Genomic DNA, 26277 nt, shown 5'->3' on the forward strand with positions numbered 1-26277 from the left:
GGCACCCTTCCGGATCAGGCACGAAGGGCATGGCGGGTGATGCACGATGTCGGCAGGGACGGAACAAGGAACGGGGACTGGCATGCACAAGGTCAGGAGGGGTTGGTCGGTCGCGGTGACACTGGCAGTCATCGCACCGGCGGCACTGGCAGGGTGTGGATCGGACAAGACGCCACGATTCGTCAACGGCCAGGTGGCCACGGCGAGTCCGACACCCCCGCCGGAGCCGTTCGAGTTCGCCATCGCGCCGAAGGCGGACGCGAAGAACCTGCCGATCAGTACGGAGATCGGCACCACGGTCAGCGGCGGGGAGGTCACCTCGGTGACCCTCGTCGAGGACGGTGGCGGCGAGGTCAGCGGCAGTATGCGGGAGGACGGCACCGCCTGGGTGCCGGACAAACCACTCAAGAATCAGAAGAAGTACACGGCGACCGTCGTCGCGACCAGCAGCACCGGGGAGGAGGAGACCAAGACTACTTCGTTCACCACGATGGGCAGGTCCGGGTCGCAGACCGGCACCGGCCTCTACCTGTTCGACGGGCGGACGTACGGGGTGGCGATGCCGGTGGTGGTCGAGTTCTTCCCCGGCATTCCGGAGCAGGAGCGGGCCAGCGTACAGAAGCGGATGTTCGTCGAGACCGACCCGCCACAGCCGGGCACCTGGCACTGGGTGTCCAACGGTACCCAGGCGTTCTACCGGGCTCCGGACTTCTGGCAGGCCGGCACGACGTTGACCACCCGAATCGCGCTGGACGGCCACCCGACCGGTGACGGCCGGTACGGGGACATGGACCGGGGCGCCACCGCGAAGATCGGCGAGAAGGTGACCGTCGAGGTCGACAACGCCACCAAGCAGCTGTCGATGTTCAAGAATGACAAGCTGGTCAAGCAGATGCCGGTCAGTCTCGGCAAGCCGAGTACGCCGTCGTCGAGCGGCACCATGGTGGTGATGGACAAGCAGGAGCAGACCGTCTTCGACACCTTCGCCGAGTTGGGCCCGGAGGAGGGCTACCGGACGGACATCTCGTTCGCCCAGCGGATCACCTGGGGTGGCGAGTTCATCCACGCCGCCCCGTGGTCGGTCGGCGATCAGGGAGTACGCAACGTGTCACACGGGTGTGTCAACCTGTCGATGGACAACGCCAAGTGGCTGTTCAACCAGACCAAGGTCGGTGACCCGATCACGGTCAAGGGCACTGAGCGGGAGCTGGCGGACGGCAACGGCTGGACGGCCTGGAACCTCACCTGGGACGAGTTCGTCAAAGGTAGTGCGTTGCCGGTGCCGGCCGATCTACAACCGGCAAGGGCTGGTTCACCGGCACCGACGACGCCGGCTCCAGTACCGACAGCGACGTCCGGGTGACGGTCGATGCGTTTCCCGTCCACACGGGGGGCACAGTATGACATCTGAATGACTGCCAACAACGGACGAATGTGACACGGCTGACCGAATGTACCGGACGATCCGGGGAATACCGGTCAGCCGTGTCGCCGTTGCGTACGTTTGGGGCACGAACCCGGGAGTTGCCCCACCGCGTCTTTGTTGGACGATGGGATCCGGGGACCGAACTTCGTGAGGGGATCATGCGAGTCAGCCGCTTTCAGGTAGAGCCGCGGATTGGGCGGGCGCGACCGCCCGTACCGCGGGTTGTCACGGCCGTCGCGCTCGCCGCCGCGCTCGCCCTCACCGGTGCCTGCACCGGCGCCGGCGACGCTCCCACCTGGCAGGGCGGCACGGAGTCCGACCCGAGCCCGAATGCGCAGGCCACGATCACCGAGCCGGCCGCCGACGCCACCGACGTGCCCGCGTCGACGGCGATCACCTTCACCACCACCGACGCGACGCGGACAACGGTTGAGTTGACCGACGTCGACGGCAACCCGGTGCCGGGCGAGGTCGACGCCGACGGCTCTGTCTTCCTCCCCGACGGGCAGCTGGAGTACGACGCCGCGTACACCGCGACGGTGACGGTGACCGGCGACGACGGCGAGACCACCGTGACCAGCCACAACTTCCGGACCATGGCCCAGCCGGGCAATCAGGTACGAGTGTCCAGCTTCCTGGGCGACGGCAACGTGGTCGGCGTCGCGATGCCACTGATTCTGCGGTTCAGCCGGGACATCCCGCAGGACTACCGCGACGACGTGCAGCGGCGGTTGAGCGTCGAGACCGAGCCCGCCCAGGAGGGCATCTGGTACTGGGTGAGCCCTACCGAGGTCCAGTTCCGGCCACGCGAGTTCTGGCAGGCCGGCACCCAGCTGTTCTACAAGGCGCAGACCGGTGGCCTGCCGATGGGCGACGGCTGGTACGGCCGCAACGACCTGACCGTGGACGCCGAGGTCGGTGCGGCGCTGGTGATGACGGTCGACAACACCAGCAAGACGATGGTGGTCACCAAGGACGGCGAGACGATCAAGGAGATCCCGGTCAGTCTCGGCAAGCCGAAGACGCCCTCCTCCAGCGGCACCATGATCGTGATGGAGAAGCTGAAGGAGACCGTCTTCGACACGTACGAGGAGCTGGGCCCGGAGGAGGGCTACCGGACGGACATCGAGTACGCCCAACGGCTGACCTGGGGCGGCGAGTTCATCCACGCCGCCCCGTGGTCGGTGGCCGACCAGGGGGTACGCAACGTCTCACACGGCTGCGTCAACATGTCGGTGGACAACGCCAAGTGGCTGTTCAACCAGACCAGGGTCGGTGACCCGGTCACGGTCAAGGGCACCGAGGTCCAGCTCGCCAACGGCAACGGTTGGACGGTGTGGAACCTCAGCTGGGACGAGCTCGTCGAAGGCAGCGCCCTGCCGTACGAGCCGGAGTCGACCGAGTTGGCAACGACGGAGTCGACGCCGGGCGGTGCCGCCGGCGGGTCCGGAACCAGCTCGGACCCGCAGGCCTGACCCGTCCCCACCCGGGAACGGGCACCGAGCAAAAGCGCCCGGCCAGGATCAGATCCTGGCCGGGCGCTTCGGTATGGGGTGACTGAAGGGACTTGAACCCTCGACACCCGGGACCACAACCCGGTGCTCTACCTGCTGAGCTACAGCCACCAAGAACCACACCCGGCAGACTGCCGCGTGGGGTGCCGACCAATGATAGCCCTACCGGCAGGCATCACGTCGAGCGGGTTCCGCCGGGCCGGCCCGGCCGCCACCCAGCGGCCGGTCGTTCGGCGACGGTCAGAGGCCGGCGGCGATCGCCTTGGCCGCGTCGACGTCCGGGCCGGGCAGCGGCACGAAGATCGACCGCCGGTAGTACTCCAGCTCCCGGATACTCTCCCGGATGTCCGCCAGCGCCCGGTGCGACAGCCCCTTGGCCGGCTGCCCGAAATAGACCCGGGGGTACCAGCGCCGGCACAACTCCTTGATCGACGAAACATCGATCATGCGGTAGTGCAGGTAGGAGTCGAGTCGCGGCATGTCCCGGGCCAGGAAGCCCCGGTCGGTGGCGATCGAGTTGCCGCACAGCGGCGCGGTCTTCGGCTCCTGCACGAAGCTCGTCACGTACTCAAGTACCCGGTCCTGCGCCTCGGCGAGGGTGACCGCCGAGCGCCGCACCTCCTCGGTCAGCCCGGACTTGGCGTGCATCTCCCGCACCACGTCCGGCATCCCGGCCAACGTCTCCTCGTCGGCGTGGATCACCAGATCGACGCCGTCGCCGAGCACGTTGAGGTCCGAGTCGGTGACCAGCGCGGCCACCTCTATCAACGCGTCCCTGCCGAGGTCGAGCCCGGTCATCTCACAGTCGATCCAGACAAGAAGATCCGCCACGCGGACAGCCTACGCGGCACCGTCCAGCAGCCGACCAGGTCACCGGCGGCGGCCCCCGCTAGGCTCGCGGGCGTGCCCGCCGACACCCTCCCGGACGGCCCCGCGCCGCGCCCCGTCGACGACAGATCACGTACGCCGCGCCGGATCGCGGTCGTCGTCGCGCTCAGCGCCGCCGTGGTCGCCGCCCTGATCTGGTACGGCAACCGGCACGACTTCTACGACCTGAAGATCTACCTCAGCGCGATGCGCTGGTGGGCCGACGGCAACCCGCTGTACGACTACGTCCAGCCCGACATCGTGCAGGGCCAGCTCTACTTCACCTATCCCCCGTTCACCGCGTTGCTGCTGCGCCCGTTCGCGGCGGTGGGCGCCGGGACCGCCGCCGCCGTGTTCACCGTCGGCACGCTGCTGGCGGTGGTGGTCACCACGGTCTGGCTGGTCACGCCGATCGCCCGCCGACGCGGCCTGCCGCGCTGGTGGCTGGCCGGTTTGGCGGTACCGCTGGTGGTACTGATCGAGCCGACCCGGGAGACGATCTTCCTCGGGCAGATCAACATGCTGCTGGTCGTGCTGATCCTGGCCGACCTGCTGCTCGCCGTACCGAAGCGGTCCCGCTGGGCCGGCGTCGGCATCGGCCTGGCGACGGCGATCAAGCTGTTCCCGGGGATCTTCATCGTCTACCTGCTGGTCACCCGTCGGTGGCAGGCGGCGCTGGTGTCCTGCCTGGCGGCGGCGGCCGCCACCGGGCTCGCCGCGGCGGTCGCCCCGGCCGAGTCGTGGCGGTTCTGGTTCACCGAGCTGTGGAGCACCGAGCGGGTGGGGCGCAGCGACTACACCGGCAACCAGTCGCTGCAGGGGCTGCTCGCCCGGCTGGCCGCTCCGGCCGAGCCGGACCGGCTGGTCTGGCTGGTGCTGGTGGCCGTCGCCGCCGGCTACGGGTTGTGGCGTGCGGCCCGGGCGGCACGGGCCGGTGACGAGCTGGCCGGGCTGACCCTGACCGGCCTGGTGGCCGCGCTGATCGCACCGATCACCTGGCCGCACCACGTCTACTGGTTCGTCCCGGCGCTGATCGTGCTCCTCGACGCGGCGCTGCCGGCCCGCCCGCCGGTCGCCGCCGGGCCGCAGCCGGCGGCGGCCCGGAGCGGAGTCCGGGCCGCCGGACCGGCGGCGTCGGCGGCACTGGCGTTGGCGGCGGTCATCTTCGCGGCGCTGGTCGTCGGTGTCGTGTCACTGATCGACTGGGGCCATGCGAAGGAGCCGACCGACGATCCGGCCACCTTCGTGCTGCGCAACCTGTACGTGCTGGCCGCCGCGCTGCTGCTGGTCAGTCTGCCGATCCGCCGTCACCCGACGTCGACTCCGGGCGGGTAGCGGCCGCTGGGGCAGCCGCCGGAGCAGGCGTCGGGCGGCGGGTCCGGGCGAACGCCAGCCCGCCGAGTACCAGCCCGCCGAGGCCGGCGAGCAGCCCGACGATCCCCACCCCGAGCGCGGCACCGCTGCCGCCGGTGTCGCTGCCGGTCGCGGCGTCGTCGGCCGGTGCCTCGTCGTCGACTGGCTCCTGACCGCCGCCGACGGCGGGGCTGTCCTGCTCAGCCGAGGTCAACGTGAGCACGCTCGCCGGGGTGGCCGGCTCCTCCTCGCCGGGCACCGGCACCTCGATCCAGCGCACCACGGTGCCGTCGGAGTAGGTCTGCAGCGACTTGAAGACCAGCTGTTCGGCGTCGGGCAGCGGGCCCATCCGGATTGGTAGATCCAGGAACTCGCCCGGCTGCACGCTGGCCTCCGCGGTCTCGGCTGTCCACACGACCCGGGACACCGCCTCAGTCACCTGGGCACCGTGTACCTCCAGCGGCGGATCGACCGGCGCCGTCTGCACCTCGACGGTCCAGCCGGGCACCCGGGCCAGTGACACCGAGGCGATCGGCGTGTCCTCCGGCATCACCACTTCGACCTTGACCGTGCTGTGTTCGTCGCTCTCGTTCGGCACCTGGAAGTCGAGGCGGGCGTAGTCGCCAGACGGCGCCTGCGTCGGGTGGACCGTGATGTGTGCGGCCGCCGGGGCGGCCAGACCGAGGATGCCGACGACGGCGGCCGCACCGGCGAGCGCCGCAACGCGGACCGGTGTGCGTCGGTGACGGAGCATGAAGTAGCCCTTTCTAGTTGATCTCCACCGTGGTGGCGACGGTCGCCTGATCGATGTCGGAAATCCGGACGGTGATCCGCAGCTCCCAGTCTCCCGCAGCCGGCAGGCTGATCTCACCGGTGGCGTGGTTGTCGGTCAGCGGCAGCAGCGGGATCTCGATCGGTTCGACCCCGCTGGCCGGCAACGCCGCAGTGGCCTGCCATTCGATCACCGGCTGCGGCCGGTTGTCCTCGGTGTAGGCGTACAGGTGGACCGAGTTGTTGCCCCGCCGGGCCGGGTCCACCTCCACCTGCAGCGAGTAGATGTCACTGGTCAGCGTGGTGGAGAAGTAGCCGCTGTCGGCCCGCAGGTCCTCGCCGATGGCGGTCCGGGCCGGGGTGGTCTGCACCAGCACCGCGGTGACCGCCAGCACCACGGCGGTGACGGCCAGTTCGGCGACGATCGCCTGCCGCATCCGGCCGGGACGTCCGGCGGCGCTGCGGTTGCGCACCAGCTGCCGCGAGTACGCCGCCACCGCGAGGACCAGCCCGAACAGGCCGATCTTGGCCAGCAGCAACCGGCCGTACGTGGTGCCGAACAGCGCCTCGAAGGTACCCACCTCGATCAGCGCCTGCACCGTACCGGCGAGCAGCAGTGCGCAGACCGCCAGCGCCGCCCAACGCGACCAGATCGGCAGGATCGCGGCGAGTTCCCGCTCCTCGGCCTGCCGGAGCAGGAACACCGCGAGCATCGCCAGACCGCCGAGCCAGACCGCCATCGAGCTGAGGTGCACGGCGTCGACCACCACTGAGACGGCCGGTACCGGTGAGGCACTCGGGTGACCGGCCAACGGCCAGGTGAACACCCCGATGACGGCCAGGACGCCGAGCAGGATCTGGTCGCTGCGGCCTTCCGAGCCGGCCAGGAAGGGCCGCAGCAGCACCGCCGTGGCGGCCAGTACCCCGAGCCGGACCAGCAGCGCTGCGCCGATCCCGCTGCCGAGGACGTCACGCAGCGCCGCGCCGTCGGCGTCGCCGATCCCGCCGCCGGTGACGTACGGTGCCTGCAGCCAGATGGTGGCCAGGGTGGACGCCGCGACCAGTCCCAGCCCGGCCCAGGTCAGGCGGCCCGGCCCGCTGCGGGTCAGCCGGCGCGGCCAGAGCATGCTCAGCACCAGCACCGGGCCGACGATCAGCAGCAGTCCGGCGTACCCGACGAACTTGGCCGCCTGCAGCAGCCCGCTGACCAGCGGATCGGTGTCGGCGCCGCCGTCGTCGGTCGGCACCGCCGACGGCGCGCCGACCGAGTAGGTGAAGCCGCCGCTTACCGGGTGTCCGTCGGCGGAGATCACCCGGTAGCTGACCAGGTAGGTGCCACGCGACGTCTGTTGTTCGACGGAGACGGTGACCACCGCGCCGTCGAAGACCGGCTCGCCCTGGTCGACGCGCTGCCCGTCCGGGGCGATCACCCGGACCCGGTCGGGGACCTGCCGCACCGATTCGGAGAAGGTCAGCACCACTTCGGCCGGGGCGTTCGGCAGTACCGAGTCGGTCACCGGGCTGGTGCTGACCAGGACGGCGTGCGCGCTGGCCGGCGCTGCGGCGGGTAGCAGGACCACGGGCAGTGCCGCCAGCAGCAGGCCGGCGACGACCACGAGGCGCGACGTCCATCTATTCGTTGCGGCAGTCATGGGCAATATGCTCGCCGGTCCACCTGGGTCCACGCGACCCGGCCTCCCCTCATTGGTGGTTGGTCGGTTGGTCGGTGGCCGAAGTTCCGCGATGCTCGATGTGACGTACGACATCGGATCTTCCGGTTTGATGTCCCGCCTCCGTGGAACTCGGCATCGGGTGCGCAGCGACTAACAGACATGAGGGTACGACCCTGGATCGGAGCCGCCGTCCGCCTCGGGCTGGCTGCCGTCTGGTTGGTCGCCGGCGGGTCGAAGGTCACCGACCTGGCCGGGTCCGGCCGGGCGGTCAACGCCTACCAGGTCTTTCCGTACGACCTGGCGATGGTGATCGGCGCCGCGCTGCCCTTCGTCGAACTGGCGCTCGGCGTGCTGCTGCTGATCGGGCTGGCCACCCGGCTCTGCGCGGTCGTCTCGGCCGGCCTGCTGGTCGTCTTCATCGCCGGCATCACTTCCGCGTGGGTGCGTGGGCTGCGGATCGACTGCGGCTGCTTCGGCGTCGGCGGTGAACTGGCCGCCGGGCAGACCCCTGCCTACGGCCCGGAGATCGCCCGCGACCTTGCGTTCCTGACGCTCGCCGGGTTCCTGGTGTGGTGGCCGCGCACAGCACTGTCGACGGATTCGTGGCTGAACAGCAACAGATAGTCATCTTCTAGGTAGATCGGCGGGTGACGGCGATGAGCCGACGAGTGGAGCAGAAGAAGGCAGCCCGGGTGGTCCGCGACCAGCTGGCCCGGGAGCGGCGGCGCCAGCGTGCCCTCTGGACGTCGGTGGCGGCCGTGGTGGCGCTGGTTCTCGCCGGCATGATCGGCTGGGCCGTCTACCAGACCCAGCGCGGCGGCGAGTACACCGCGCCACCCGGTGCGGTCGCCGACGACTCCGGCATCCCGATCGGCGACGGCCCGGTCACCGTCGACCTCTACGCCGACTTCCTCTGCCCCGCCTGCCGGCAGTTCGAACAACAGGTCGGCCCGACCCTGGACCAGCTCGTCGAGGATGGCAGGATCACCCTGGTGTACCACCCCGTCGCGATCCTCGACCGGCTCAGCGACGACGCGTACTCGACGCGGGCGTCGGCGGCGTCCGGCTGCGCGGCGGCCGGCGGCCAGTTCGAGGAGTACGCCGCCGCGCTCTACGAGCAGCAGCCGGCCGAGGGCGGCCCCGGGCTCAGCGAGGAGCAGCTGATCACCGTCGGCGGTGAGGTCGGGCTGGACACCGGCAGCTTCGGCCAGTGCGTCCGGGACGACACCTACGGCGGCTGGCCGGCCCACGTCACCGAGCAGGCCGGCCGGGCCGGGGTCAGCGGCACCCCGACCGTGATGGTCGACGGCGAGACCGTCGCATCGAGCGCCCAGGCCATCACCGCCGCCGTCGACGCGGCCGGCTGACGTGCGGTTCACCCGGCGGCTGGCGCAGGTGCGGGCCACCCGACTGGCCGGCCGGCTTGCGGTGTTCGTCGGCGTGGCGGCGGTGCTGCTCACCGGTGCCGCGACGCCGGCCACCGCGCACGGCGCGGACGCCCCTGCGGCCTCCGACTACCGGGTGGCGGTGACCGGCACCGTGCCGGCAGTCGACGGGCTCACCGTGCGGGTCGTCGAGGCCGGTGCCCGGCTCGAGTTGACCAACCACAGCGGCCGGCCGGTCGAGGTGCTCGGCTACGCCGGGGAGCCGTACCTGGAGATCCGACCGGACGGGGTCTACCAGAACCGGCGCTCCCCCACCGCGTACCAGAGCGAGACCCTGGCCGGCGACACCCCGGTGCCGGCCGACGCCGACCCGGCCGCGCCGCCGGACTGGCGACGGATCGCCGACCGGCCGGTGGTCCGCTGGCACGACCAACGGACCTACTGGCTGGACGCCGCGCCGCCGGACGCGGTGCGGGCCGCACCCGACCAGGTGCACCGGGTACGCGACTGGGTGGTGCCGCTGCGCGACGGCGTCACCCCGGTCGAGCTGCGCGGCACGCTGGACTGGATCCCGCCGCCCGACCCGCTGCACTGGTGGGGCGGCACGCTGCTCGGTGCCGTACTGATGATGGTCGCTCTGGTGGCTACCGCCCGCCATGATCCGCGGACCGCACAGCTGGTCTCCGCCGGCGGGCTCGCCGTCGGCGCGGCGGCCGCCGTCGGCTATGCGATGGCCCGCGCCGTCGAATCCGGCACCGGTGGCCCGGCCGGCCTGCTCAGTGTGCTGCTCGACGGCCCGGTCTGGGCTCTGCTGACCGGGCTGGCCGCGCTGGCCGCCGCCGGGTACGCGGCACGCCGCCGAGCCGGTGCCGAGCTGGCCCTCGCCCTGACCGGCACCTGCCTGGCGGTCTTCGCCGGGGCGGCCAACGCCGCCGTGTTCACCCGGGCGATCGCCCCGGTGCCCGGACCGGCCTGGTGGCCGCGGATCGTGGTCGCCGCCGTCCTGGTCAGCGGGGTCGCCGTGGCGCTCGGCGCGGTGCTACGCCTGCGCGCGGAGCCCGTCACCGGCCCGGAAAGCGTCGGGCGGGCCGCCGGGGACGGACCGGGCAGCACCGGCCCGGACGGAGGCGAGCTGGCGCGCGGCGAGCAGCGGGTCGAAGCCGAACGGTAGCTCCAGCCGGTGCCGGGCCAGCAGCTCCGCGTCGGCGAGCAGGTCTGTGGTCGGACCGTCCGCCACCACCCGGCCGCCGTCCAGAATCACCGACCGGTCGCACAGCTCCAACGCGTACGGCAGGTCGTGGGTGACCATCAGGATCGTCACCGGCAGCCGGTGCAGGACCTCGGCCAGCTCACGACGGGCCGCCGGGTCGAGGTTCGACGACGGCTCGTCCAGCACCAGGATCTCCGGACGCATCGACAGCACCGTCGCCACCGCCACCCGCCGCCGCTGGCCGAAGGACAGGTGCTGTGGGGACCGGTCCCGGTGCTGCGCCATCCCGACGGCGTCGAGCGCCTCGTCGACCCGCGCCGCCAGCTCGGCACCGCGCAGCCCCAGGTTCGCCGGGCCGAACGCCACGTCCTCGGCGACGCTCGGCAGGAACAGCTGGTCGTCCGGATCCTGGAAGACGATGCCGACCCGGCGGCGTACCTCGGCCAGGGTCGCCCGCCGCTGATCCACCAGCAGCCCACCGACCTCGACCTGACCGGACCCGCCCCGAAGTACGCCGTTGAGGTGCAGCACCAGCGTGGTCTTGCCGGCACCGTTGGGCCCCAGCAACGCCACCCGGGCCCCGGCGGGCACGGTCAAATCCACCCCGTGCAGCGCCGGATGCCCGTCCGGGTAGCTGAACCGCAGGTCACGCACCCGCAGCGACGGCGGCACCGGGCCGACAGACGGCATCGGACCGCCGTCGCCGGCCGGCTGCGTCGAGCCCGCGTCGACCGGATCGCTCACCGCGACAACACCGCCACGGCGGCGATGGTAGCGGCCGTCACCGGTACCGACGCGGCCAGCATCCACTGGCCGGCCGTGGCACCGCCGGTGGCCTGCCAGGCCACCGGCATCCGACCGGTGTACCCGCGGGAGATCATCGCCAGGTACACCCGCTCGCCGCGCTCGAACGCCCGCAGGAACAACGCGCCGACGCCGGCGGCGAACCCGCGTACCTGCCAGAGGAAGCGCGGGTCGTCGCCCCGGGAGATCCGGGCGATCCGCATCCGTCGGGCCTCGTCGACCAGCACGTTGACGTAGCGCAGCATGAACGTGGCGATCTGGGTGACGATCGACGGGCAGCGCAGCCGGTCCAGCCCGACCAGCAGTTCGCGGCTGGTGGTGGTGGCCGCCAGCAGCAGTGACGCGAGCACCCCGAGGGTGGCCTTGGCCAGGATGTTCCAGCCGCCGTAGAGGCCCTCGACGGACAGGCTCAGACCGGCGAGCGGGATCCGTTCACCGCCGGCCAGCAGCGGTAGCGCGAACGCGAAGGCCACGAACGGGACCTCGATCAGCGACCGCCGGGCCAGCCAGCCCGCCGGCACCCGGGCGACGACGGCGACCGCCACGACCAGCAGCAGATAGCCGCCGAAGGCCCACAGCCGCTCGCGCGGGGTGGCCACCACCACCAGGGTGAACGCCAGCATCGCGGCGATCTTCGTCTCCGGCGGGAGCCGGTGCACCGGGCTGTCCCGCTCCAGGTGCAGCAACTGCGCGTGCCCGGCTCCCACCGCTGGTCAGCTCTTCGGTCCGCCGGCCGGCGCCCGGGCGGCCAGTGCCTCGCCGGCCGGCCGGCGGCTGCGGGTCAGCCAGAACAGCCCACCGGCGACCGCGAAGGTGAGCAGCACCCCGACGACGCCGGCGACCGCCGTACCGATGAAACCGTTGTCCACGGCGGTCAGGCCGTAGTCGGCGAACGGGCTGTCGGCCAGCTCGTGGTCCTGCGCGCCGGAGCCCATGCAGGCCCCGCCGACGATCTCCTCGCCGTCGAGTTCGCAGCCCTGGGTCGACGCCGAGTCCAGCCCGTCGGGCGAGCCGGAGGCGAAATTGCTGACCACGCCGGCCAGCAGCAGCGAGACGAACAGGCCGGCCAGGATGAAACCGGTGTTGCGCTTCATGCGGCACCTCCGGCGGAAACGGAATGGCTGGTGGTCGGGCCGGTCGGGTCAGGGGTCGGGCTGGTCGGGCGGCGCAGGCCGCGCAGGGCGTACACCAGGTCGGGCCGGGTCCGGGCGACGGTCAGCACGGTGACCGCGGCGATCAGCCCTTCACCGACGCCGATCAGGACGTGGGTACCGGTCATCAGGGCCAGCACCTGGCCGAGGCCGAAGTCCTGCAGCGCGGTGGTGCCGCCGATGGCGTACTGCAGCACGAAGCTCAACGCGGCTGCGACAACGCTGACCACCGACGCGACGAAGGCGGTGACCGCCAGCCCGGTCGGCGTGCGTGGCAGCACCCGTAGCAGGACGAAGATCAGTCCGTACGCGGCGGCGGTGCCGACCAGCGCCATGTTGGTGACGTTCGGGCCGATCGCGGTGACCCCGCCGTCGGCGAACAGCAGTGCCTGCACGATCAGCACGATCGAGACGCAGAGTGCGCCGACCCATGGGCCGACCAGCAGCGCGGCCAGCGCGCCGCCGAGCAGGTGCCCGCTGACTCCGGGCAGCACCGGGAAGTTGAGCATCTGGACGGCGAAGATGAACGCGGCGACCAGGCCGGCCATCGGGGCGAGCCGGTCGTCGAGGTCCCGACGGCCGCGGACGACGCAGTACCCGAAGGCCACGGCGGCAAGGACGGCGCAGCTGATCGCTACGGGGCCGTTGAGCACCCCGTTCTGGATGTGGAGTGCGAGGGGGTCCACGTGGTTCCTCCCGGCTGGGCAGTCCGTTGGTGGCGCGGCCAGCCTATTTCGCCATCGCTGCTCTTGCATAGAGGATGCAACTGATCACGGTTGGCGGCCCAACCCGACCGGTAGCGGCGGGAGTAGGCTCCCGCCATGACCTCAGCTGCCACCGACGGGCCGGTCCGCCTCGCGCCGGGCGATTCCGCCCCGGAATTCACCTTACGGACCGACAGCGGCGACCAGTTGTCCCTCAAGGAGCTCCGCGGGCGCAACGTGGTGCTGTACGCGTACCCGTCGGCGATGACCCCGGGCTGCACCAAGCAGGCGTGTGATTTCCGCGACTCGCTCGCCGGGCTGCAGGCCGCCGGCTACGAGGTGGTCGGTATCTCTCCCGACAAACCGGAGAAACTCGCCAAGTTCCGCGAGCGGGACGGGCTCACCTTCCCGCTGCTGTCCGACCCGGACAAGGCCGTGCTCACCGCGTACGGCGCCTACGGCGAGAAGCAGTTGTACGGCAGGACGGTCACCGGGGTGATCCGGTCGACCTTCGTGATCGACGCCGAGGGGCGGATCACCAGAGCGCTGTACAACGTCAAGGCCACCGGCCACGTCGCCAAGCTCCGCCGCGACCTCGGCCTCGACTGACGCGGCAGCCGCCGCCGGCTCCGGCTCCGGCCGACCGGGATTCGGCTAACCTGTCCTCGGCACGTAACCTAGGAGCGCTCGGGGCCGTAGCCCAATTGGCAGAGGCATGCGACTTAGGATCGCACCAGTGTGGGTTCAAGTCCCGCCGGCCCTACACAACGCCTGTCACCCAGGCCACCCGGAGTCGACACACCGCAATGATGCACCCACTCCACGTACGGCTGGGCTTCGTCCTTGATCCGCCGCTCGACGACGAGCTGCGCGAGCGGATCATCGCGGTCTGGGCGGACGCGACCAACGCCGGTGGCGCGGTCGGCTTCGTCGCCCCGGTGACCGTCGCCGACGTACGCCCGACCGCCGAGGCGGCGTTCGCCGGGGTCGCCGCCGGCATCGACCGGCTGCTCGTCGGCCACGACGATGCCGGGCTGGCCGCGTTCGTCTTCGTCACCAGCAACCGGTTCGACCTCAAGGAACACTGGCGGGTACTCAAGCGGGTGGTGGTCACGCCTGACCGGCAAGGGCGCGGCTACGGGCTGGCTCTGATGGCCGAGGCGGAGCGGGTCGGCCGGTCGATGGGGCTCTCCGCGCTGCAGGTCACCATCCGCGACGGGCACGGGCTGCCCGCGTTCTACCAGCGGTGCGGCTACCGGGAGGTGGGCCGGCTGCCGGGCGCGCTGCGGGTGGCCGACGGCGACGACCGGGACGAGATCATCATGTGGCGGGAACTGAGCGGCGCATCAGCCAGCAGGCCGGTGACAGGCTGACGGGGGGATCGGTCAGCCGCAGACTGACGGCGGCTCGGCAGCAGCCGCGGCCGGCACCGTCGACGGGCTGGCGGCCGCGCCGAGACCCGCTGCACCGGCGGTTGGCGACGGACCCGGCGAGGCCGACCCGGTGGGCGTTGGACCTGGCGACGGTGGTTCGGCGGCCGCCGTGGCCTGCGCCGGCGGCGGCCGGTCACCGGAGCCGTCGGCGGCCGAGGACGACCCGGCCGACCGGGAGCCGGAGCTGGAACCCGATCCGCTGCCGTACAGCCGCACGTCGGTCCGCTGGGTCCGCCCCGGGGCCAGCTGGACCCCCGGCACGGTCGTCCGGTTGCCGTACACGTCGGTGACCCGCAGGGAGTACGGGCCGGGGCCGAGTCCGTCGTCGGCGAGCCAGTAGTTGTAGTCGTGCCGGACAAGTCCGCGCCACCCCGATCCGGTTCGGGCCTCGACCGTCGCGAGCGGGTTGCCGTGGTCAGTGACCCGTACCGCGAACCACCACTGCGACGCGCCCTCCTTGACCCGCACTGCGAGCGGCCCGGTCGGCGGGTCGACCACCGCCCGGTAGCTGACGTCGACGATGCCCCGCACCGGGTCAGCGATCCGGGCGAACGCCTCCCGGGACAGGTCGAGGTGGCCGGCGGCGCACTCCGGGCACTGGTCCATGACGACGACGCGGACGGTGCCGCGGGGACCGGTGACATCGAGGTACCCGCCGCACGCGGCGGCGTCGGCGTACTCGTCCGGGCCGAGCGCGACGTACATCCGGTCGGCCGGCGCACTGTCGAACGAACAGTTGCCACCCTGCCCCTGCGCGTCGTAGAAAGTGGCCTTGCCCTGGTTGGTGCCGCCGCCGGCGGGTGGTGCCGCGCAGGCCGGGCTGGCACCGACCTGGGCAGCCAGCAGCAGGCCGAGCAGGCCGGCCCCGGCCGCCGACGCGCCGCCGGCCAGCCAGCGGGTCCGGCCGGCCGGGAAAGGCCGGCGGGCATGGAAGGCGGGTCCGTCGTCGGTCACGTCCAGCGATGCTGCCGTACTGCGACGTACCCGGGCAACGGTCCTAAGTGAGACCTAAGAGTCGGGACCGGCCGCAACCACCACGTTGTCGCCGACGGTGATCCGCCCGGTGCCGTCCGGGATGAGGTTCATCCCGAACAGGACACCCTTCGGGCCACGATGGTGTCGGGCGAGGATCCGCAGCGGCTGCTGGCCGCGTTCGCCGGTGTCCTGGTCGGTGGTGGTCACGACGCAGCGGGTGCAGGTCTTGGCCACCCGGAAGGTGACGTCGCCGATCCGGATCCGACGCCCCAGCCAGCCGTCCTCGGCCCAGGCCGGCGCTCCACTGATCACCACGTTGGGGCGGAACCGGTGCATCGGCAACGGCGCGGCCGGGTCGCCCGACTCGACGAGCCAGTCGTTGACCGCATCGAGGGAGGCCGCGTTGGTCAGCAGCACCGGATAGCCGTCGGCGAAGCTGACCACGTCGCCGGAGCGGCCGTGGTCAGGGTCGACCGCCCGTACCGCCGGGTCGGCCAGCCAGGCCAGTCGGGCCGGCCTGCCGATGAGCGTACTGATCCAGTCGTGTGCGGCGGCCGCAGCGAGCCGGGCCGGCACCGGGGTCTTGGCCCGGAAGACACGGACCTGCACCGGCGGGCCGGCGACCGGCGCGCGGACATCCAGTCTGGGCGCGACCGGCGGGGGAACGTCCGGCGTCGGCCGGCCGGTGTGCAGGATGAGTCCACCGGCGACGGGCCGGGGGTGGATGTGGACCAGGGCCGGAGCCTCCCGCTGGGTGATGCCGACCCCGTCCGGGTCGATGATCATCCAGCGTCGGTCCCCGGCCAGGCCCCAGGGCTCGACCCGGGCGTCGTCGTGGTCGAGCCGGCGACACCCCTTGACCGGGTACGTGTGGAGGGCGGCGACCCGGACGCCGGTCACGACGGCGGCCGGGTGCGGACCGGGTTGCGACACGGCGACAGGCGTTCCACGCGCTGGTTCTACCACAGCCGCCGCCGGTGCCGGCGCGGCCACCGTTGCCGGCTGAATGAAATATTGCATACAGTGTCAGGGTGAATGACAGCGAGGTCGTCCCGGCCGCTTCGGCCGAACGGGTGCTCGACCTGTTCACCGGGGTCCGCCTCACCCCCACCCAACGTCGGATCGCGCACAGCCTGGTGCAGCACGCCGGATCCGCCGCGTTCCTGTCCGCCGCCGAGGTCGCCGAGCTGGCCCGGGTCAGTCAGCCGTCGGTCACCCGGTTCGCGATGGCGCTCGGCTACGACGGCTACCCGGCGCTGCGCCGCCGACTACGCGAGTTCGCCGTCAACCCACCAGGCACCGGCCAGCCCGGCGGCGCTGCCGGCCTGCCCGTACCGCGCGGCGAGTCCCGGCGCGGCGGGCGGCGGGCCTACGCCGCCGACAACGAGATGCAGCGCGCGGTCCGCGCCGAGGCCCGGCAGCTGAGCATGCTCGCCGACCAGCTCGGCGATCGGGACCGGCTCACCGCCGCCGGCACCCTGCTGGCCGGCAGCACCCCGCTGCCGGTACTGGGGCTGCGGGCCGCCGCCCCACTGGCCACCTACTTCGGGTTCTTCGCCGCCAAGGTCCGCCCGGACGTACGGGTGCTGGACAGCGGCGGCAGCCTGCTGCCGGAGCGCCTGGAACAGACCCGGGAAGCCGGCGCGACCGCGCTGCTGGCCATCGTGCTGCCCCGCTACCCTCGGGAAGCCGTCGACGCGCTGGTCGAAGCGCGCGCCGTCGGCCTGGCCGTGGTGCTGATCACCGACTCCCTGTTGAGCCCGGCCGCCGAACACGCCGACCTGGTGCTGCCCGCCCCGGTCGGCGACCAGCTGGTGTTCGATCTGCACGCCGCGCCGATGGCGTTGGCGATGGTCCTGCTGCAGGCGATCTGCGACGCGGCACCGGGCGAGGCGCAGCGGCGGCTGGAGCAGTTCGAGCGCTCCGCCGCCCAGCGCAATGTCTTCATCGGCTGACCACCCGGAAGGGACCGCGACATGGCTGAGCTGATCCGGGCGGCGCGCGGCGCCAACCGTACCGCCAAGGGGTGGCCGCAGGAGGCCGCGCTGCGGATGCTGATGAACAACCTCGACCCGGACGTCGCCGAACGCCCCGACGACCTGGTGGTGTACGGCGGCACCGGCCGGGCGGCCCGGGACTGGCCGTCCTACCACGCACTGGTGGCGACGCTTAACGAGCTGGCCGACGACGAGACGATGCTGGTCCAGTCGGGCCGGCCGGTCGGCGTCCTGCGCACCCACGAGTGGGCGCCCCGGGTGCTGCTGGCCAACTCGAACCTGGTCGGCGACTGGGCGACCTGGCCGGAGTTCCGCCGGCTGGAGCAACTCGGCCTGACCATGTACGGGCAGATGACCGCCGGCTCGTGGATCTACATCGGCACCCAGGGCATCCTGCAGGGCACCTACGAGACGTTCGCGGCGGTCGCCGCCAAACTGGCGGCGGGCACCACGACCACGCCGGTCGACCCCACCGCGCCGCCGGCCTGGATCGACCGGGTCGGTGCCGCGTCGCTGGCCGGCACGCTGACGCTGACCGCCGGCTGCGGCGGGATGGGCGGCGCGCAGCCGCTCGCGGTCACCATGAACGGTGGGGTGTGCCTGATCGTCGACGTCGACCCGCAGCGACTGGCCCGCCGGGTCGCCACCGGCTACCTGGACACCGTCGCCGCCTCGCTGGCCGAGGCGGTCACCTTGGCCCAGGCCGCCCGGCGGGACCGGCGGGCGCTGTCAGTCGGCGTGGTCGGCAACGCGGCGACCGTCTTGCCGCAGCTGCTCGCCGACGGCGTCGAGATCGACATCGTCACCGACCAGACCAGCGCGCACGACCCGCTGAGCTACCTGCCGGAAGGGGTCGAGCTGGCCGACGCGGCGGCGTACGCCGGCCGGGCACCGCAGGAGTACACGCAGCGGGCCCGGGAGTCGATGGCCCGGCACGTCGCCGCGATGGTCGGCTTTGCCGACGCCGGTGCCGAGGTGTTCGACTACGGCAACTCGATCCGCGACGAGGCCCGGCTCGGCGGCTACGATCGGGCGTTCGACTTCCCCGGTTTCGTGCCGGCGTACATCCGGCCGCTGTTCTGCGCCGGCAAGGGTCCGTTCCGGTGGGCGGCGCTGTCCGGCGATCCGGCCGACATCGCCGCCACCGACCGGGCGATCCTCGACCTGTTCGGCGACAACGAGGCGCTGGCCCGCTGGATCCGGCTGGCCGGCGAACGGGTCGCCTTCCAGGGGCTGCCGGCCCGGATCTGCTGGCTCGGGTACGGCGAACGGGAACTCGCCGGGGTGCGGTTCAACGAGATGGTGGCCCGCGGTGAGCTGGCCGCCCCGGTGGTGATCGGCCGGGACCATCTGGACTGCGGTTCGGTGGCGTCGCCGTACCGGGAGACCGAGGCGATGGCCGACGGCTCCGACGCGATCGCCGACTGGCCGCTGCTCAACGCCCTGGTCAACACGGCCAGCGGCGCGTCCTGGGTGAGCATCCACCACGGCGGCGGGGTCGGCATCGGCCGGTCGATCCACGCCGGTCAGGTCTGCGTCGCCGACGGGTCGGCGCTGGCCGGGCAGAAGATCGAGCGGGTGCTGCGCAACGACCCGGCGACCGGGGTGCTGCGCCACGTCGACGCCGGCTACCAGCTGGCCGGTCAGGTCGCCGCCGCGCATGACCTGCCGGTGCCGATGGGCCGCCGATGACCGGCCCGGCCCCGGTGAGCACCGCTGACCCGCTGGTCGAACGGTTCCGGGCGATGTGGGCGCAGCTGGCCGGCATCGGCCGTGATCCGGGTACCGGCGGATACCTGCGCTACGCCTGGTCGGCGGCGGAGCTGACCTGCCGGGAGTGGTTCACCGCCGAAGCCCGCCGACGCGGGCTGGCGGTGCGCCCCGACGGCAACGGCAATCTGTGGGCCGACTGGATACCGTCCGGGGTCGACCCGACCAGCCCGGCGGTGGTCACCGGCAGCCACTTCGACTCGGTGCCGCACGGCGGCGGCTACGACGGACCGCTGGGCATCGTGTCGGCGCTGCTCGCCGTCGACGAACTGCGGGAGCGTGGCTTCACCCCGGCCCGGCCGGTGACCGTCGCCGCGTTCGTCGAGGAGGAGGGCGGCCGGTTCGGCCTGGCCTGCCTCGGATCGCGGCTGCTCACCGGCGGCGTGTCGGCGCAGTACGCGCTGGCGCTGACCGACTCCGACGGGGTGACGGTGGCCGAGGCGATGCAGGCGGCCGGTGCCGACCCGGCGGCGGCCGGGCCGGACCCGGACCGGTTGGCCCGGGTCGGGGTCTTCGTCGAGTTGCACGTCGAGCAGGGCCGGGCGTTGGTCGACCTCGGTGCCCCGGTCGGGGTGGCCAGCATGATCTGGCCGCACGGCCGGTGGCGACTGGAGTTCACCGGTGCCGGCGACCACGCCGGCACCACCCGGATGGTCGACCGCCGGGACCCGATGCTGACCTGCGCGCACACCGTACTCGCCGCCGACGCGCAGGCCCGCCGGCTGGGCGCGCACGCCACCATCGGCCGGGTCGCGGTGCGACCCAACGCCACCAACGCGATCCCAGCCCAGGTGCACGCCTGGCTGGACGCGCGGGCCGCCGACGACACCGCCCTGACCACACTGGTCGAGGCGGTCGGGGCCGAGGCGGCGGCCCGGGCGCAGGCGGACGGTACGTCGGTGGCGGTGGTCCGCGAGTCGGACAGCCCGCCGGTCGCCTTCGACCCGGACCTGACCGACCGGATCGCCACGGCGGTGGGTGCGCAGCTGACCGGCGCGGTGCCGGTGCTGCCGACCGCCGCCGGGCACGACGCCGGCGTCCTGGCCGGACACGTGCCGACGGCGATGATCTTCGTACGGAATCCGACCGGGGTGTCGCACGCCCCGACCGAGCACGCCACCGACGACGACTGCGCCACCGGGGTGCGGGCCCTCGCCGCCGCGCTGGCCGACCTGGCTGGCAAATGAGGCGGCCGGCGGATCGGGCCGCCCGGACGCGGGTGCCGGCGAATCGGGCGGCCCGGACGCGGGTGCCGGCGGCCAGTGCGGCCCGAACAAGGTGGTACGCCGAGCACGCCTGGCTGGGCGGGCCGGCACCGACGGCCGGGGTGCTGATCGAGGCCGAGGCGGGCCGGTTCACCGCGGTCACCGCCGGGGTGGCGGCACCGCCGGGCGTACCGAGGCTCGCCGGGGTGACCCTGCCCGGCCTGGCCGACGCCCACTCGCACGCCTTCCACCGGGCGCTGCGCGGGCGGACCCACGACGACCGGGGCAGCTTCTGGTCCTGGCGGGACCGGATGTACGCGGTCGCCGGGCGGCTCGACCCGGACAGCTACCTGGCGCTGGCCCGCGCGGTGTACGCCGAGGCGGCGCTCGCCGGGGTGACCTGCGTCGGCGAGTTCCACTACCTGCACCACGATCCGCAGGGCCGGCGGTACGCCGAGCCGAACGTGATGGCCGACGCGCTCGCGCAGGCGGCCGCCGACGCCGGGGTGCGGCTCACCCTGCTGGACACCTGCTACCTGACCGCCGGGGTGGACGGGGCACCGCTGACCGGGGTGCAGCGCCGGTTCGGCGACACCGACGCGGCAGCCTGGGCGCAGCGGGCGCAGGCGTGGACACCGGCCGGTGACCACGTCCGGGCCGGCGCGGCGGTCCATTCGGTACGGGCGGTGCCGGCCACCGAACTGCCGGTCGTCGCCGGGGCGGCGGCGCAGCGGGGCGTCCCGCTGCACGTACACCTGTCGGAGCAGCCGGCCGAGAACGCGGCCTGTCTGGCCCGGCACGGCCGGACCCCGACGGCGCTGCTGGCCGACGCCGGGGTGCTCGGCCCGAGGACGACCGCCGTGCACGCCACCCACCTGGCCGATACCGACGTGGCGTTGCTCGGCGGGTCCGGCACCGGGGTCTGTCTCTGCCCGACGACCGAACGGGACCTGGCCGACGGCATCGGCCCGGCCGGGCCGCTGTCGGCCGCCGGGGTCACGCTGAGCCTGGGCAGTGACAGCCACGCGGTGATCGACCTGTTCGAGGAGGCGCGGGCGGTGGAGACGCATGAGCGGCTGCGCACCGGACGGCGGGGACACTTCTCCCCCGGTGAGCTGATCTCGATGGCCGCCGGAGCCGGGCACGCCGCGCTGGGCTGGGCCGATGCCGGCCGGATCGCGGTAGGTGCCCGCGCCGACCTGGTCACCGTCCGGTGCGACAGCGTACGGACCGCCGGGGTCGACCCGGCCGGCCTGGTGTTCGCGGCGACCGCCGCCGACGTCACCGACGTGGTGGTCGACGGCCGGCCGGTGGTCGCCGACGGCCGGCATCTGCACCTCGACGTACCGGCCGAGCTGGCCGCCGCGATCCGGGCGGTGACGACCGGATGACGACGGCGGCGGGCACCCTGCTGGTGACCGGCATCGGCGAGCTGGTCACCAACGATCCGACCCACGACGGCGGCCCGCTGGGGCTGCTCACCGACGCGGCGGTGCTGGTCGACGGCGACCGGATCGCCTGGGTGGGGCGCAGCGCCGACGCCCCGGCGGCCGACTGCCGGCTCGACGCGGGCGGCCAGGCCGGGCTGCCCGGTTTCGTGGACAGCCACGCGCATCTGGTCTTCGCCGGGGACCGGGCGAGCGAGTTCGCCGCCCGGATGGCCGGGGTCCGCTACGACGGCGGCGGCATCCGGACCACGGTGGCGGCGACCCGCGCCGCCAGCGACGACGAGCTGCGCGGCACCGTCGGGCGGCTGCGCCGCGAAGCGCTGCGGCAGGGCAGCACCACGATCGAGATCAAGAGCGGGTACGGGCTCAGCGTCTCCGACGAGGCCCGGTCGTTGCGGGTGGCGGCGGAGGTCACCGACGAGACGACGTTCCTCGGCGCCCATGTGGTGCCGGCCGAGTACGCGGACCGCCCGGACGACTACGTCGACCTGGTCACCGGTGACATGCTGGCCGCCGCGGCCCCGTTCGCCCGCTGGGTGGACGTGTTCTGCGAACGCGGCGCGTTCGACGGCGACCAGGCCCGCGCGGTACTCGCCGCCGGGGCCGCCGCCGGCCTGGGGCTGCGGGTGCACGCCAACCAGCTGGGACCCGGCCCGGGGGTTGCGGTGGCGGTGGAGCTGGGGGCGGCCAGCGCCGACCACTGCACTCATCTGTCTGACGCGGACGTGGCGGCGCTGGCCGGATCGGCGACGGTGGCGACGCTGCTGCCGGGCGCGGAGTTCTCCACCCGGGCGGCGTACCCGGATGCCCGCCGGCTGCTCGACGCCGGCGCCACGGTGGCGTTGGCCACCGACTGCAACCCGGGCTCGTCGTACACCACGTCGATGCCGTTCTGTATCGCGCTGGCGGTACGCGAGATGGGAATGACCCCGGCGGAGGCGGTCTGGGCGGCAACCGCTGGTGGCGCCCGGGCACTGCGTCGCGCCGACGTCGGCGTGCTGCGCCCGGGTGCCCGCGCCGACCTGCTGCTGCTCGACGCACTGTCCCATCTGCACCTGGCCTACCGGCCGGGGGTGCCGCTGATCCATCAGGTCCTGCACAACGGAGCACCAGTATGTCCACTGTAATGATCGGACCGGACGGGATGACCGCAGCCCAGGTGCGGGCGGTGGCCCGGGACGGGGCGCGGGTCGAGCTGAGCCCCGGCGCGGTCGCGGCGATGACCCGCAGCCGGGACATCGTCGAGTCGATCGAACGCGACGGCCGCCCGGTGTACGGCGTCTCCACCGGGTTCGGCGCGCTGGCCAGTAGTTTCGTCGCGCCGGACCGGCGTTCGGAGCTGCAGCACGCGCTGATCCGCTCGCACGCGGCCGGGATCGGCGCGCCGATGCCCGACGAGGTGGTCCGGGCCATGCTGGTGCTGCGGGTGCGGTCGCTGGCGCTGGGCCGTTCCGGGGTACGGCCGCTGCTGGCGCAGGCGCTGCTGGACCTGCTCAACCATCGGATCACCCCGTGGGTGCCGGAGCACGGGTCGCTCGGTGCCTCCGGGGACCTGGCACCGTTGGCGCACTGCGCGCTGGTGCTGATGGGTGAGGGCTGGGTGCGGGATCCGGACACCGGAGACCGGGTCGACGGCGCGGTGGCGTTGCGTCGGGCCGGGCTGGCCCCGGTGGAGCTGGCCGCCAAGGAGGGTCTGGCACTGATCAACGGCACCGACGGCATGCTCGGCATGCTGCTGCTGGCGGTCGAGGACGCCGGGCACCTGTTCACCATGGCGGATGTGACGGCCGCGTTGGCGATCGAGGCGATGCTCGGCTCGGACCGGCCGTTCCAGGCCGACCTGCACACCATCCGGCCGCATCCCGGTCAGGGCGTGTCGGCCGGCAACATCCACCGGCTGTTGCAAGGCTCGGCGGTGATGGACTCGCACCGCGACGACCTGATGCACGCGGTGCAGGACGCCTACTCGATGCGGTGCGCGCCGCAGGTCGCCGGCGCGGCCCGGGACACGCTGACGTTCGCCGCTACGGTCGCCGGCCGGGAGTTACGGTCGGTGGTGGACAATCCGGTGGTGCTGCCGGACGGGCGGGTCGAGTCGACCGGCAACTTCCACGGCGCGCCACTCGGCTTCGCCGCCGACTTCCTGGCCATCGCGGCCGCCGAGGTCGGGTCGATCAGCGAACGCCGGGTGGACCGGCTGCTGGACGTCAACCGGTCCCGTGGCCTGCCGGCGTTCCTGTCCCCGGACGCCGGGGTCAACTCCGGGCTGATGATCGCCCAGTACACCGCGGCCGGCGTCGTCGCGGAGAACCGCCGGCTGGCCGCACCGGCCTCGGTGGACTCGGTGCCCACCTCCGGGATGCAGGAGGACCACGTGTCGATGGGCTGGGCGGCGACCCGCAAGCTGCGTACGGTGCTGGACAACCTGACCAGCCTGCTCGCGGTGGAGCTGCTGGCGGCGGTACGCGGTCTGCAGTTGCGGGCCCCGTTACGGCCGTCGCCGGCCGGGCAGGCGGCGGTGAAGCTGGTCGGCGGGGTCGCCGGTCCGCCGGGGCCGGACATCTTCCTGGCCCCGGTGTTGGAGGCGACGCGCGCGGTGGTGGCCGGCACCGAGCTGCGGGCGGAGATCGAGGCCCGGATCGGCCCGCTGCGCTGACCCGATGCGTGTCGCCGTCACGCCCTGCCGGCCCGCTATCTGCTAGGCCGACACCGTGGGTGCCAGGTTGATAAACCCTGGTCCGGACACCTCGACAGCTGTGCACAGGTCCGCCAACTCCGCCCGGCCGACGACGTCGGTGGCGATGTCTCGTGGCGGGCGGCCGAGCCGACGCGCCAAGGGCAGGGCGGCGTCGGACTGGAAGTCGGCGTGCTGCGACCGCCGCACGACCGGATCAACCGGCCCGCCGGCCACCGCCGCAAACGCCTGCGCCAGCCGGTCGGCCAGCAGTTTCTCAAGACTCATCAGGTACGCCAATCATGCTCCGACCCGCCTCCGCCAGGGAGACAGATCATCCGGGAATGATCGGGAGCGGATCGATCGACGACCAAACGGTGACCGGCGGGGTCGATCCGCCGGTCACAGAAGAGGGGTTCAGCTCAGGCGGTCGAGTGCGGCTCGCAGACGAGCCAAGGTTCGCTCACGTCCGAGGATCTCGATCGACTCGAACAACGGCAGACCGACGGTACGGCCGGTCACCGCGACCCGGACCGGTGCCTGCGCCTTACCCAGCTTGAGCCCTCGCTCAGCACCGATGGTTTCCAGCGTGGACTTGAGCACCTCGGCCCGCCACTCGCACATGCCGTACGCCTCGACCACCGCGGCCAGCAGCGCCGGGGCATCGACCTTCATCGCCTTCGCCCACGCCGCCTCGTCGGCGACCGGCTCATCGAGAAACAGGAAGTCGACCATCGGCACGATCTCCGACAGCAGCGCGATCCGGGTCTGCGCCAACTCGGCGACAGCAGCGAACGTGGTGGCGTCGTACGCCTCCGGCCGCCACGGCACGGTATCGCCGCTCAACCACGGCTGGCACGCCTCGATGAACGCCTCCACCGACAACGCCCGAATGTAGTCCCCGTTGAAAGCGCGGAGCTTCTTCACATCGAAGAACGCCGGAGACGGGTTGACGTCGGACAGCCGGAACTCCGCCACGATGTCATCCCACGGCAGGATCTCCCGATCACCCGACGGCGCCCAGCCGAGCAATATCAGGTAGTTGCGCATCGCCTCGGCGAGGTAGCCCTCGGCTCGGAAGTCCTCCAGGGCCACCCGGTCCCGGCGCTTGGACAGCTTCTGCCGCTTCTCGTTGACCAGGATCGGCGCGTGCACCCAGACCGGCGGCTCAGCACCCAACGCCTCCCACAGCAGCTGCTGCTTCGGCGCGTTCGGCAGGTGCTCCTCAGCCCGGATCACATGGGTGACGCCCATGACCATGTCGTCGACCACGTTCGCCAGCAGGAACACCGGCGACCCGTCGCCACGGGCGATCACGAAGTCCTCGATCAGCGCGTTGTCGAAGGTCGGCTTGCCTCGCACCAGGTCGACGATCACGGTCGAGCCGTCGTCCGGCGTACGGAACCGCAACGCGCGACCTTCCCCAGCAGGCAGACCACGGTCCCCGCAGAAGCCGTCGTAACCCTTGTGATCACTGCCCGTCCGAGCGATCACCTGATCCCGGGCGCAGTCGCAGTAGTACGCGCGCCCAGCGGCGAGAAGCCGGTCGATGGCCTCGCGGTGGTGCTGGGCATAGTCGGACTGCAACAGCGGGCCCTCGTACTCACTCGGACCGATACCTAGCCACTCCATCGCGTCCAGGATGCCCTGGACCCACTCCGGACGGTTCCGCGCCGCGTCCGTATCCTCGATCCGCAGCACCATCGTCCCGCCCGACTGTCGGGCCAGCACCCAGTTGAACAGGGCAGACCGGGCATTACCGACGTGGAACATGCCCGTCGGGGAAGGCGCGAAGCGCACACGGATATCGGAACTGGCCACGGATAGCAGGCTACCGAACTACCGCCGCATACCTTCACCGATATCCGGCTCGGAGCGCCGCGAGGCACAGCGATGCCCCGCTCGGCTCAGCGGGCC

General features: G+C 72.5%; 23 protein-coding genes, 2 tRNA genes and 2 pseudogenes. 15 read left to right on the top strand and 12 right to left on the bottom strand.

Going from position 1 to position 26277, the window contains the following annotated elements:
• Window positions 1-82 precede the first annotated feature (82 nt).
• Window positions 83-1363: an Ig-like domain-containing protein gene (locus O7543_RS12745; RefSeq protein WP_281553626.1), complete on the top strand. Its 1281-nt coding sequence runs from the start codon at window positions 83-85 to the stop codon at window positions 1361-1363.
• A 221-nt stretch (window positions 1364-1584) separates the two neighbouring features.
• Window positions 1585-2901 carry an Ig-like domain-containing protein gene (locus tag O7543_RS12750; RefSeq protein WP_281553625.1) on the top strand — a complete coding sequence of 439 codons (1317 nt, stop codon included), beginning with the start codon at window positions 1585-1587 and terminating at the stop codon, window positions 2899-2901.
• A gap of 74 nt (window positions 2902-2975) precedes the next feature.
• On the opposite strand, the gene O7543_RS12755 is transcribed toward O7543_RS12750, so the two are convergent.
• Window positions 2976-3051: transfer RNA gene (locus tag O7543_RS12755), tRNA-His, on the bottom strand.
• Window positions 3052-3180: 129 nt separating this feature from the next.
• A complete protein-coding gene (gene orn / locus O7543_RS12760) occupies window positions 3181-3771 on the bottom strand; it encodes an oligoribonuclease (RefSeq protein WP_281553624.1) in 591 nt (196 codons plus the stop codon).
• Between the two features lie 72 nt (window positions 3772-3843).
• On the opposite strand from orn, the gene O7543_RS12765 reads away from it, so the two are divergent.
• Complete coding sequence (locus O7543_RS12765; protein ID WP_281553623.1) at window positions 3844-5142, top strand: glycosyltransferase family 87 protein; 1299 nt, start codon at window positions 3844-3846, stop codon at window positions 5140-5142.
• On the opposite strand, the gene O7543_RS12770 is transcribed toward O7543_RS12765, so the two are convergent.
• A complete protein-coding gene (locus O7543_RS12770; RefSeq protein WP_281553622.1) occupies window positions 5096-5914 on the bottom strand; it encodes a YcnI family protein in 819 nt (272 codons plus the stop codon). The genes O7543_RS12765 and O7543_RS12770 overlap by 47 nt on opposite strands.
• A gap of 13 nt (window positions 5915-5927) precedes the next feature.
• Window positions 5928-7583 carry a copper resistance protein CopC gene (locus O7543_RS12775; protein WP_281553621.1) on the bottom strand — a complete coding sequence of 552 codons (1656 nt, stop codon included), beginning with the start codon at window positions 7581-7583 and terminating at the stop codon, window positions 5928-5930.
• A gap of 180 nt (window positions 7584-7763) precedes the next feature.
• Between O7543_RS12775 and O7543_RS12780 the strand changes: the two genes are divergently transcribed.
• From O7543_RS12780 to O7543_RS30210, 3 genes are read left to right on the top strand one after another with little or no spacing between them, the layout of a single operon-like run.
• On the top strand, window positions 7764-8228 hold the full coding sequence (locus O7543_RS12780; protein WP_281553620.1) for a MauE/DoxX family redox-associated membrane protein: 465 nt from the start codon (window positions 7764-7766) through the stop codon (window positions 8226-8228).
• A 32-nt stretch (window positions 8229-8260) separates the two neighbouring features.
• On the top strand, window positions 8261-8971 hold the full coding sequence (locus O7543_RS12785) for a thioredoxin domain-containing protein (RefSeq protein WP_281553619.1): 711 nt from the start codon (window positions 8261-8263) through the stop codon (window positions 8969-8971).
• A gap of 1 nt (window position 8972) precedes the next feature.
• The gene (locus O7543_RS30210) at window positions 8973-10160 is read left to right on the top strand and encodes a hypothetical protein (protein WP_348650105.1); all 1188 of its coding nucleotides are present in this window, start codon (window positions 8973-8975) and stop codon (window positions 10158-10160) included.
• Here O7543_RS30210 and O7543_RS12790 read toward each other — a convergent pair.
• From O7543_RS12790 to O7543_RS12805, 4 genes and pseudogenes are all read right to left on the bottom strand, one after another.
• Window positions 10146-10889: pseudogene (locus tag O7543_RS12790) on the bottom strand (ABC transporter ATP-binding protein); the annotation flags it as partial. The gene O7543_RS30210 and the pseudogene O7543_RS12790 sit on opposite strands and share 15 nt — an antisense overlap.
• Window positions 10890-10939: 50 nt before the next feature.
• Window positions 10940-11710, bottom strand: a complete 771-nt coding sequence (gene cbiQ, locus O7543_RS12795) for a cobalt ECF transporter T component CbiQ (RefSeq protein ID WP_281553618.1) — start codon at window positions 11708-11710, stop codon at window positions 10940-10942.
• Window positions 11711-11716: 6 nt separating this feature from the next.
• Window positions 11717-12097, bottom strand: coding sequence for a PDGLE domain-containing protein (locus O7543_RS12800; RefSeq protein ID WP_281553617.1), 381 nt, complete (start codon window positions 12095-12097; stop codon window positions 11717-11719).
• Window positions 12094-12840 carry an energy-coupling factor ABC transporter permease gene (locus O7543_RS12805; RefSeq protein ID WP_281553616.1) on the bottom strand — a complete coding sequence of 249 codons (747 nt, stop codon included), beginning with the start codon at window positions 12838-12840 and terminating at the stop codon, window positions 12094-12096. Before O7543_RS12805 ends, O7543_RS12800 begins: the two co-directional genes overlap by 4 nt.
• A gap of 135 nt (window positions 12841-12975) precedes the next feature.
• Here O7543_RS12805 and bcp point away from each other — a divergent pair, with 135 nt between their 5' ends.
• From bcp to O7543_RS12820, 3 genes are all read left to right on the top strand, one after another.
• Window positions 12976-13467: a thioredoxin-dependent thiol peroxidase gene (bcp, locus tag O7543_RS12810; protein WP_281553615.1), complete on the top strand. Its 492-nt coding sequence runs from the start codon at window positions 12976-12978 to the stop codon at window positions 13465-13467.
• A gap of 80 nt (window positions 13468-13547) precedes the next feature.
• A tRNA-Leu gene (locus tag O7543_RS12815) sits at window positions 13548-13621 on the top strand.
• Between the two features lie 43 nt (window positions 13622-13664).
• Window positions 13665-14231 carry a GNAT family N-acetyltransferase gene (locus O7543_RS12820; RefSeq protein ID WP_281553614.1) on the top strand — a complete coding sequence of 189 codons (567 nt, stop codon included), beginning with the start codon at window positions 13665-13667 and terminating at the stop codon, window positions 14229-14231.
• Between the two features lie 12 nt (window positions 14232-14243).
• Here O7543_RS12820 and O7543_RS12825 read toward each other — a convergent pair whose 3' ends face one another.
• Both O7543_RS12825 and O7543_RS12830 read right to left on the bottom strand, forming a co-directional pair.
• Window positions 14244-15245, bottom strand: a complete 1002-nt coding sequence (locus tag O7543_RS12825) for an expansin EXLX1 family cellulose-binding protein (protein WP_281553613.1) — start codon at window positions 15243-15245, stop codon at window positions 14244-14246.
• 54 nt (window positions 15246-15299) lie between these two features.
• Complete coding sequence (locus tag O7543_RS12830) at window positions 15300-16199, bottom strand: MOSC N-terminal beta barrel domain-containing protein (RefSeq protein ID WP_281553612.1); 900 nt, start codon at window positions 16197-16199, stop codon at window positions 15300-15302.
• A 98-nt stretch (window positions 16200-16297) separates the two neighbouring features.
• Here O7543_RS12830 and O7543_RS12835 point away from each other — a divergent pair, with 98 nt between their 5' ends.
• From O7543_RS12835 to hutH, 6 genes are read left to right on the top strand one after another with little or no spacing between them, the layout of a single operon-like run.
• Window positions 16298-17221 carry a MurR/RpiR family transcriptional regulator gene (locus tag O7543_RS12835; RefSeq protein ID WP_281553611.1) on the top strand — a complete coding sequence of 308 codons (924 nt, stop codon included), beginning with the start codon at window positions 16298-16300 and terminating at the stop codon, window positions 17219-17221.
• Window positions 17222-17242: 21 nt separating this feature from the next.
• Window positions 17243-18955, top strand: a complete 1713-nt coding sequence (locus O7543_RS12840) for a urocanate hydratase (protein ID WP_281553610.1) — start codon at window positions 17243-17245, stop codon at window positions 18953-18955.
• Window positions 18952-20220: an allantoate amidohydrolase gene (locus tag O7543_RS12845; RefSeq protein WP_281553609.1), complete on the top strand. Its 1269-nt coding sequence runs from the start codon at window positions 18952-18954 to the stop codon at window positions 20218-20220. The genes O7543_RS12840 and O7543_RS12845 overlap by 4 nt, the downstream gene beginning before the upstream one ends.
• A 32-nt stretch (window positions 20221-20252) precedes the next feature.
• Window positions 20253-21629: a formimidoylglutamate deiminase gene (locus tag O7543_RS12850; protein ID WP_281553608.1), complete on the top strand. Its 1377-nt coding sequence runs from the start codon at window positions 20253-20255 to the stop codon at window positions 21627-21629.
• Window positions 21626-22813 carry an imidazolonepropionase gene (hutI, locus tag O7543_RS12855; RefSeq protein ID WP_281553607.1) on the top strand — a complete coding sequence of 396 codons (1188 nt, stop codon included), beginning with the start codon at window positions 21626-21628 and terminating at the stop codon, window positions 22811-22813. Before O7543_RS12850 ends, hutI begins: the two co-directional genes overlap by 4 nt.
• Window positions 22801-24342, top strand: coding sequence for a histidine ammonia-lyase (hutH, locus tag O7543_RS12860; RefSeq protein ID WP_281553606.1), 1542 nt, complete (start codon window positions 22801-22803; stop codon window positions 24340-24342). Before hutI ends, hutH begins: the two co-directional genes overlap by 13 nt.
• A gap of 63 nt (window positions 24343-24405) precedes the next feature.
• Here the strand turns inward: hutH and O7543_RS12865 are convergent.
• Together O7543_RS12865 and gltX are read right to left on the bottom strand one after the other, a co-directional pair.
• Window positions 24406-24648, bottom strand: a pseudogene (locus tag O7543_RS12865) (arginine--tRNA ligase); the annotation flags it as partial.
• A gap of 129 nt (window positions 24649-24777) precedes the next feature.
• A complete protein-coding gene (gene gltX / locus O7543_RS12870; protein WP_281553605.1) occupies window positions 24778-26181 on the bottom strand; it encodes a glutamate--tRNA ligase in 1404 nt (467 codons plus the stop codon).
• Between the last annotated feature and the right edge of the window lie 96 nt (window positions 26182-26277).

Source organism: Solwaraspora sp. WMMA2080 (assembly GCF_027497395.1).
GTDB lineage: Bacteria > Actinomycetota > Actinomycetes > Mycobacteriales > Micromonosporaceae > Micromonospora_E.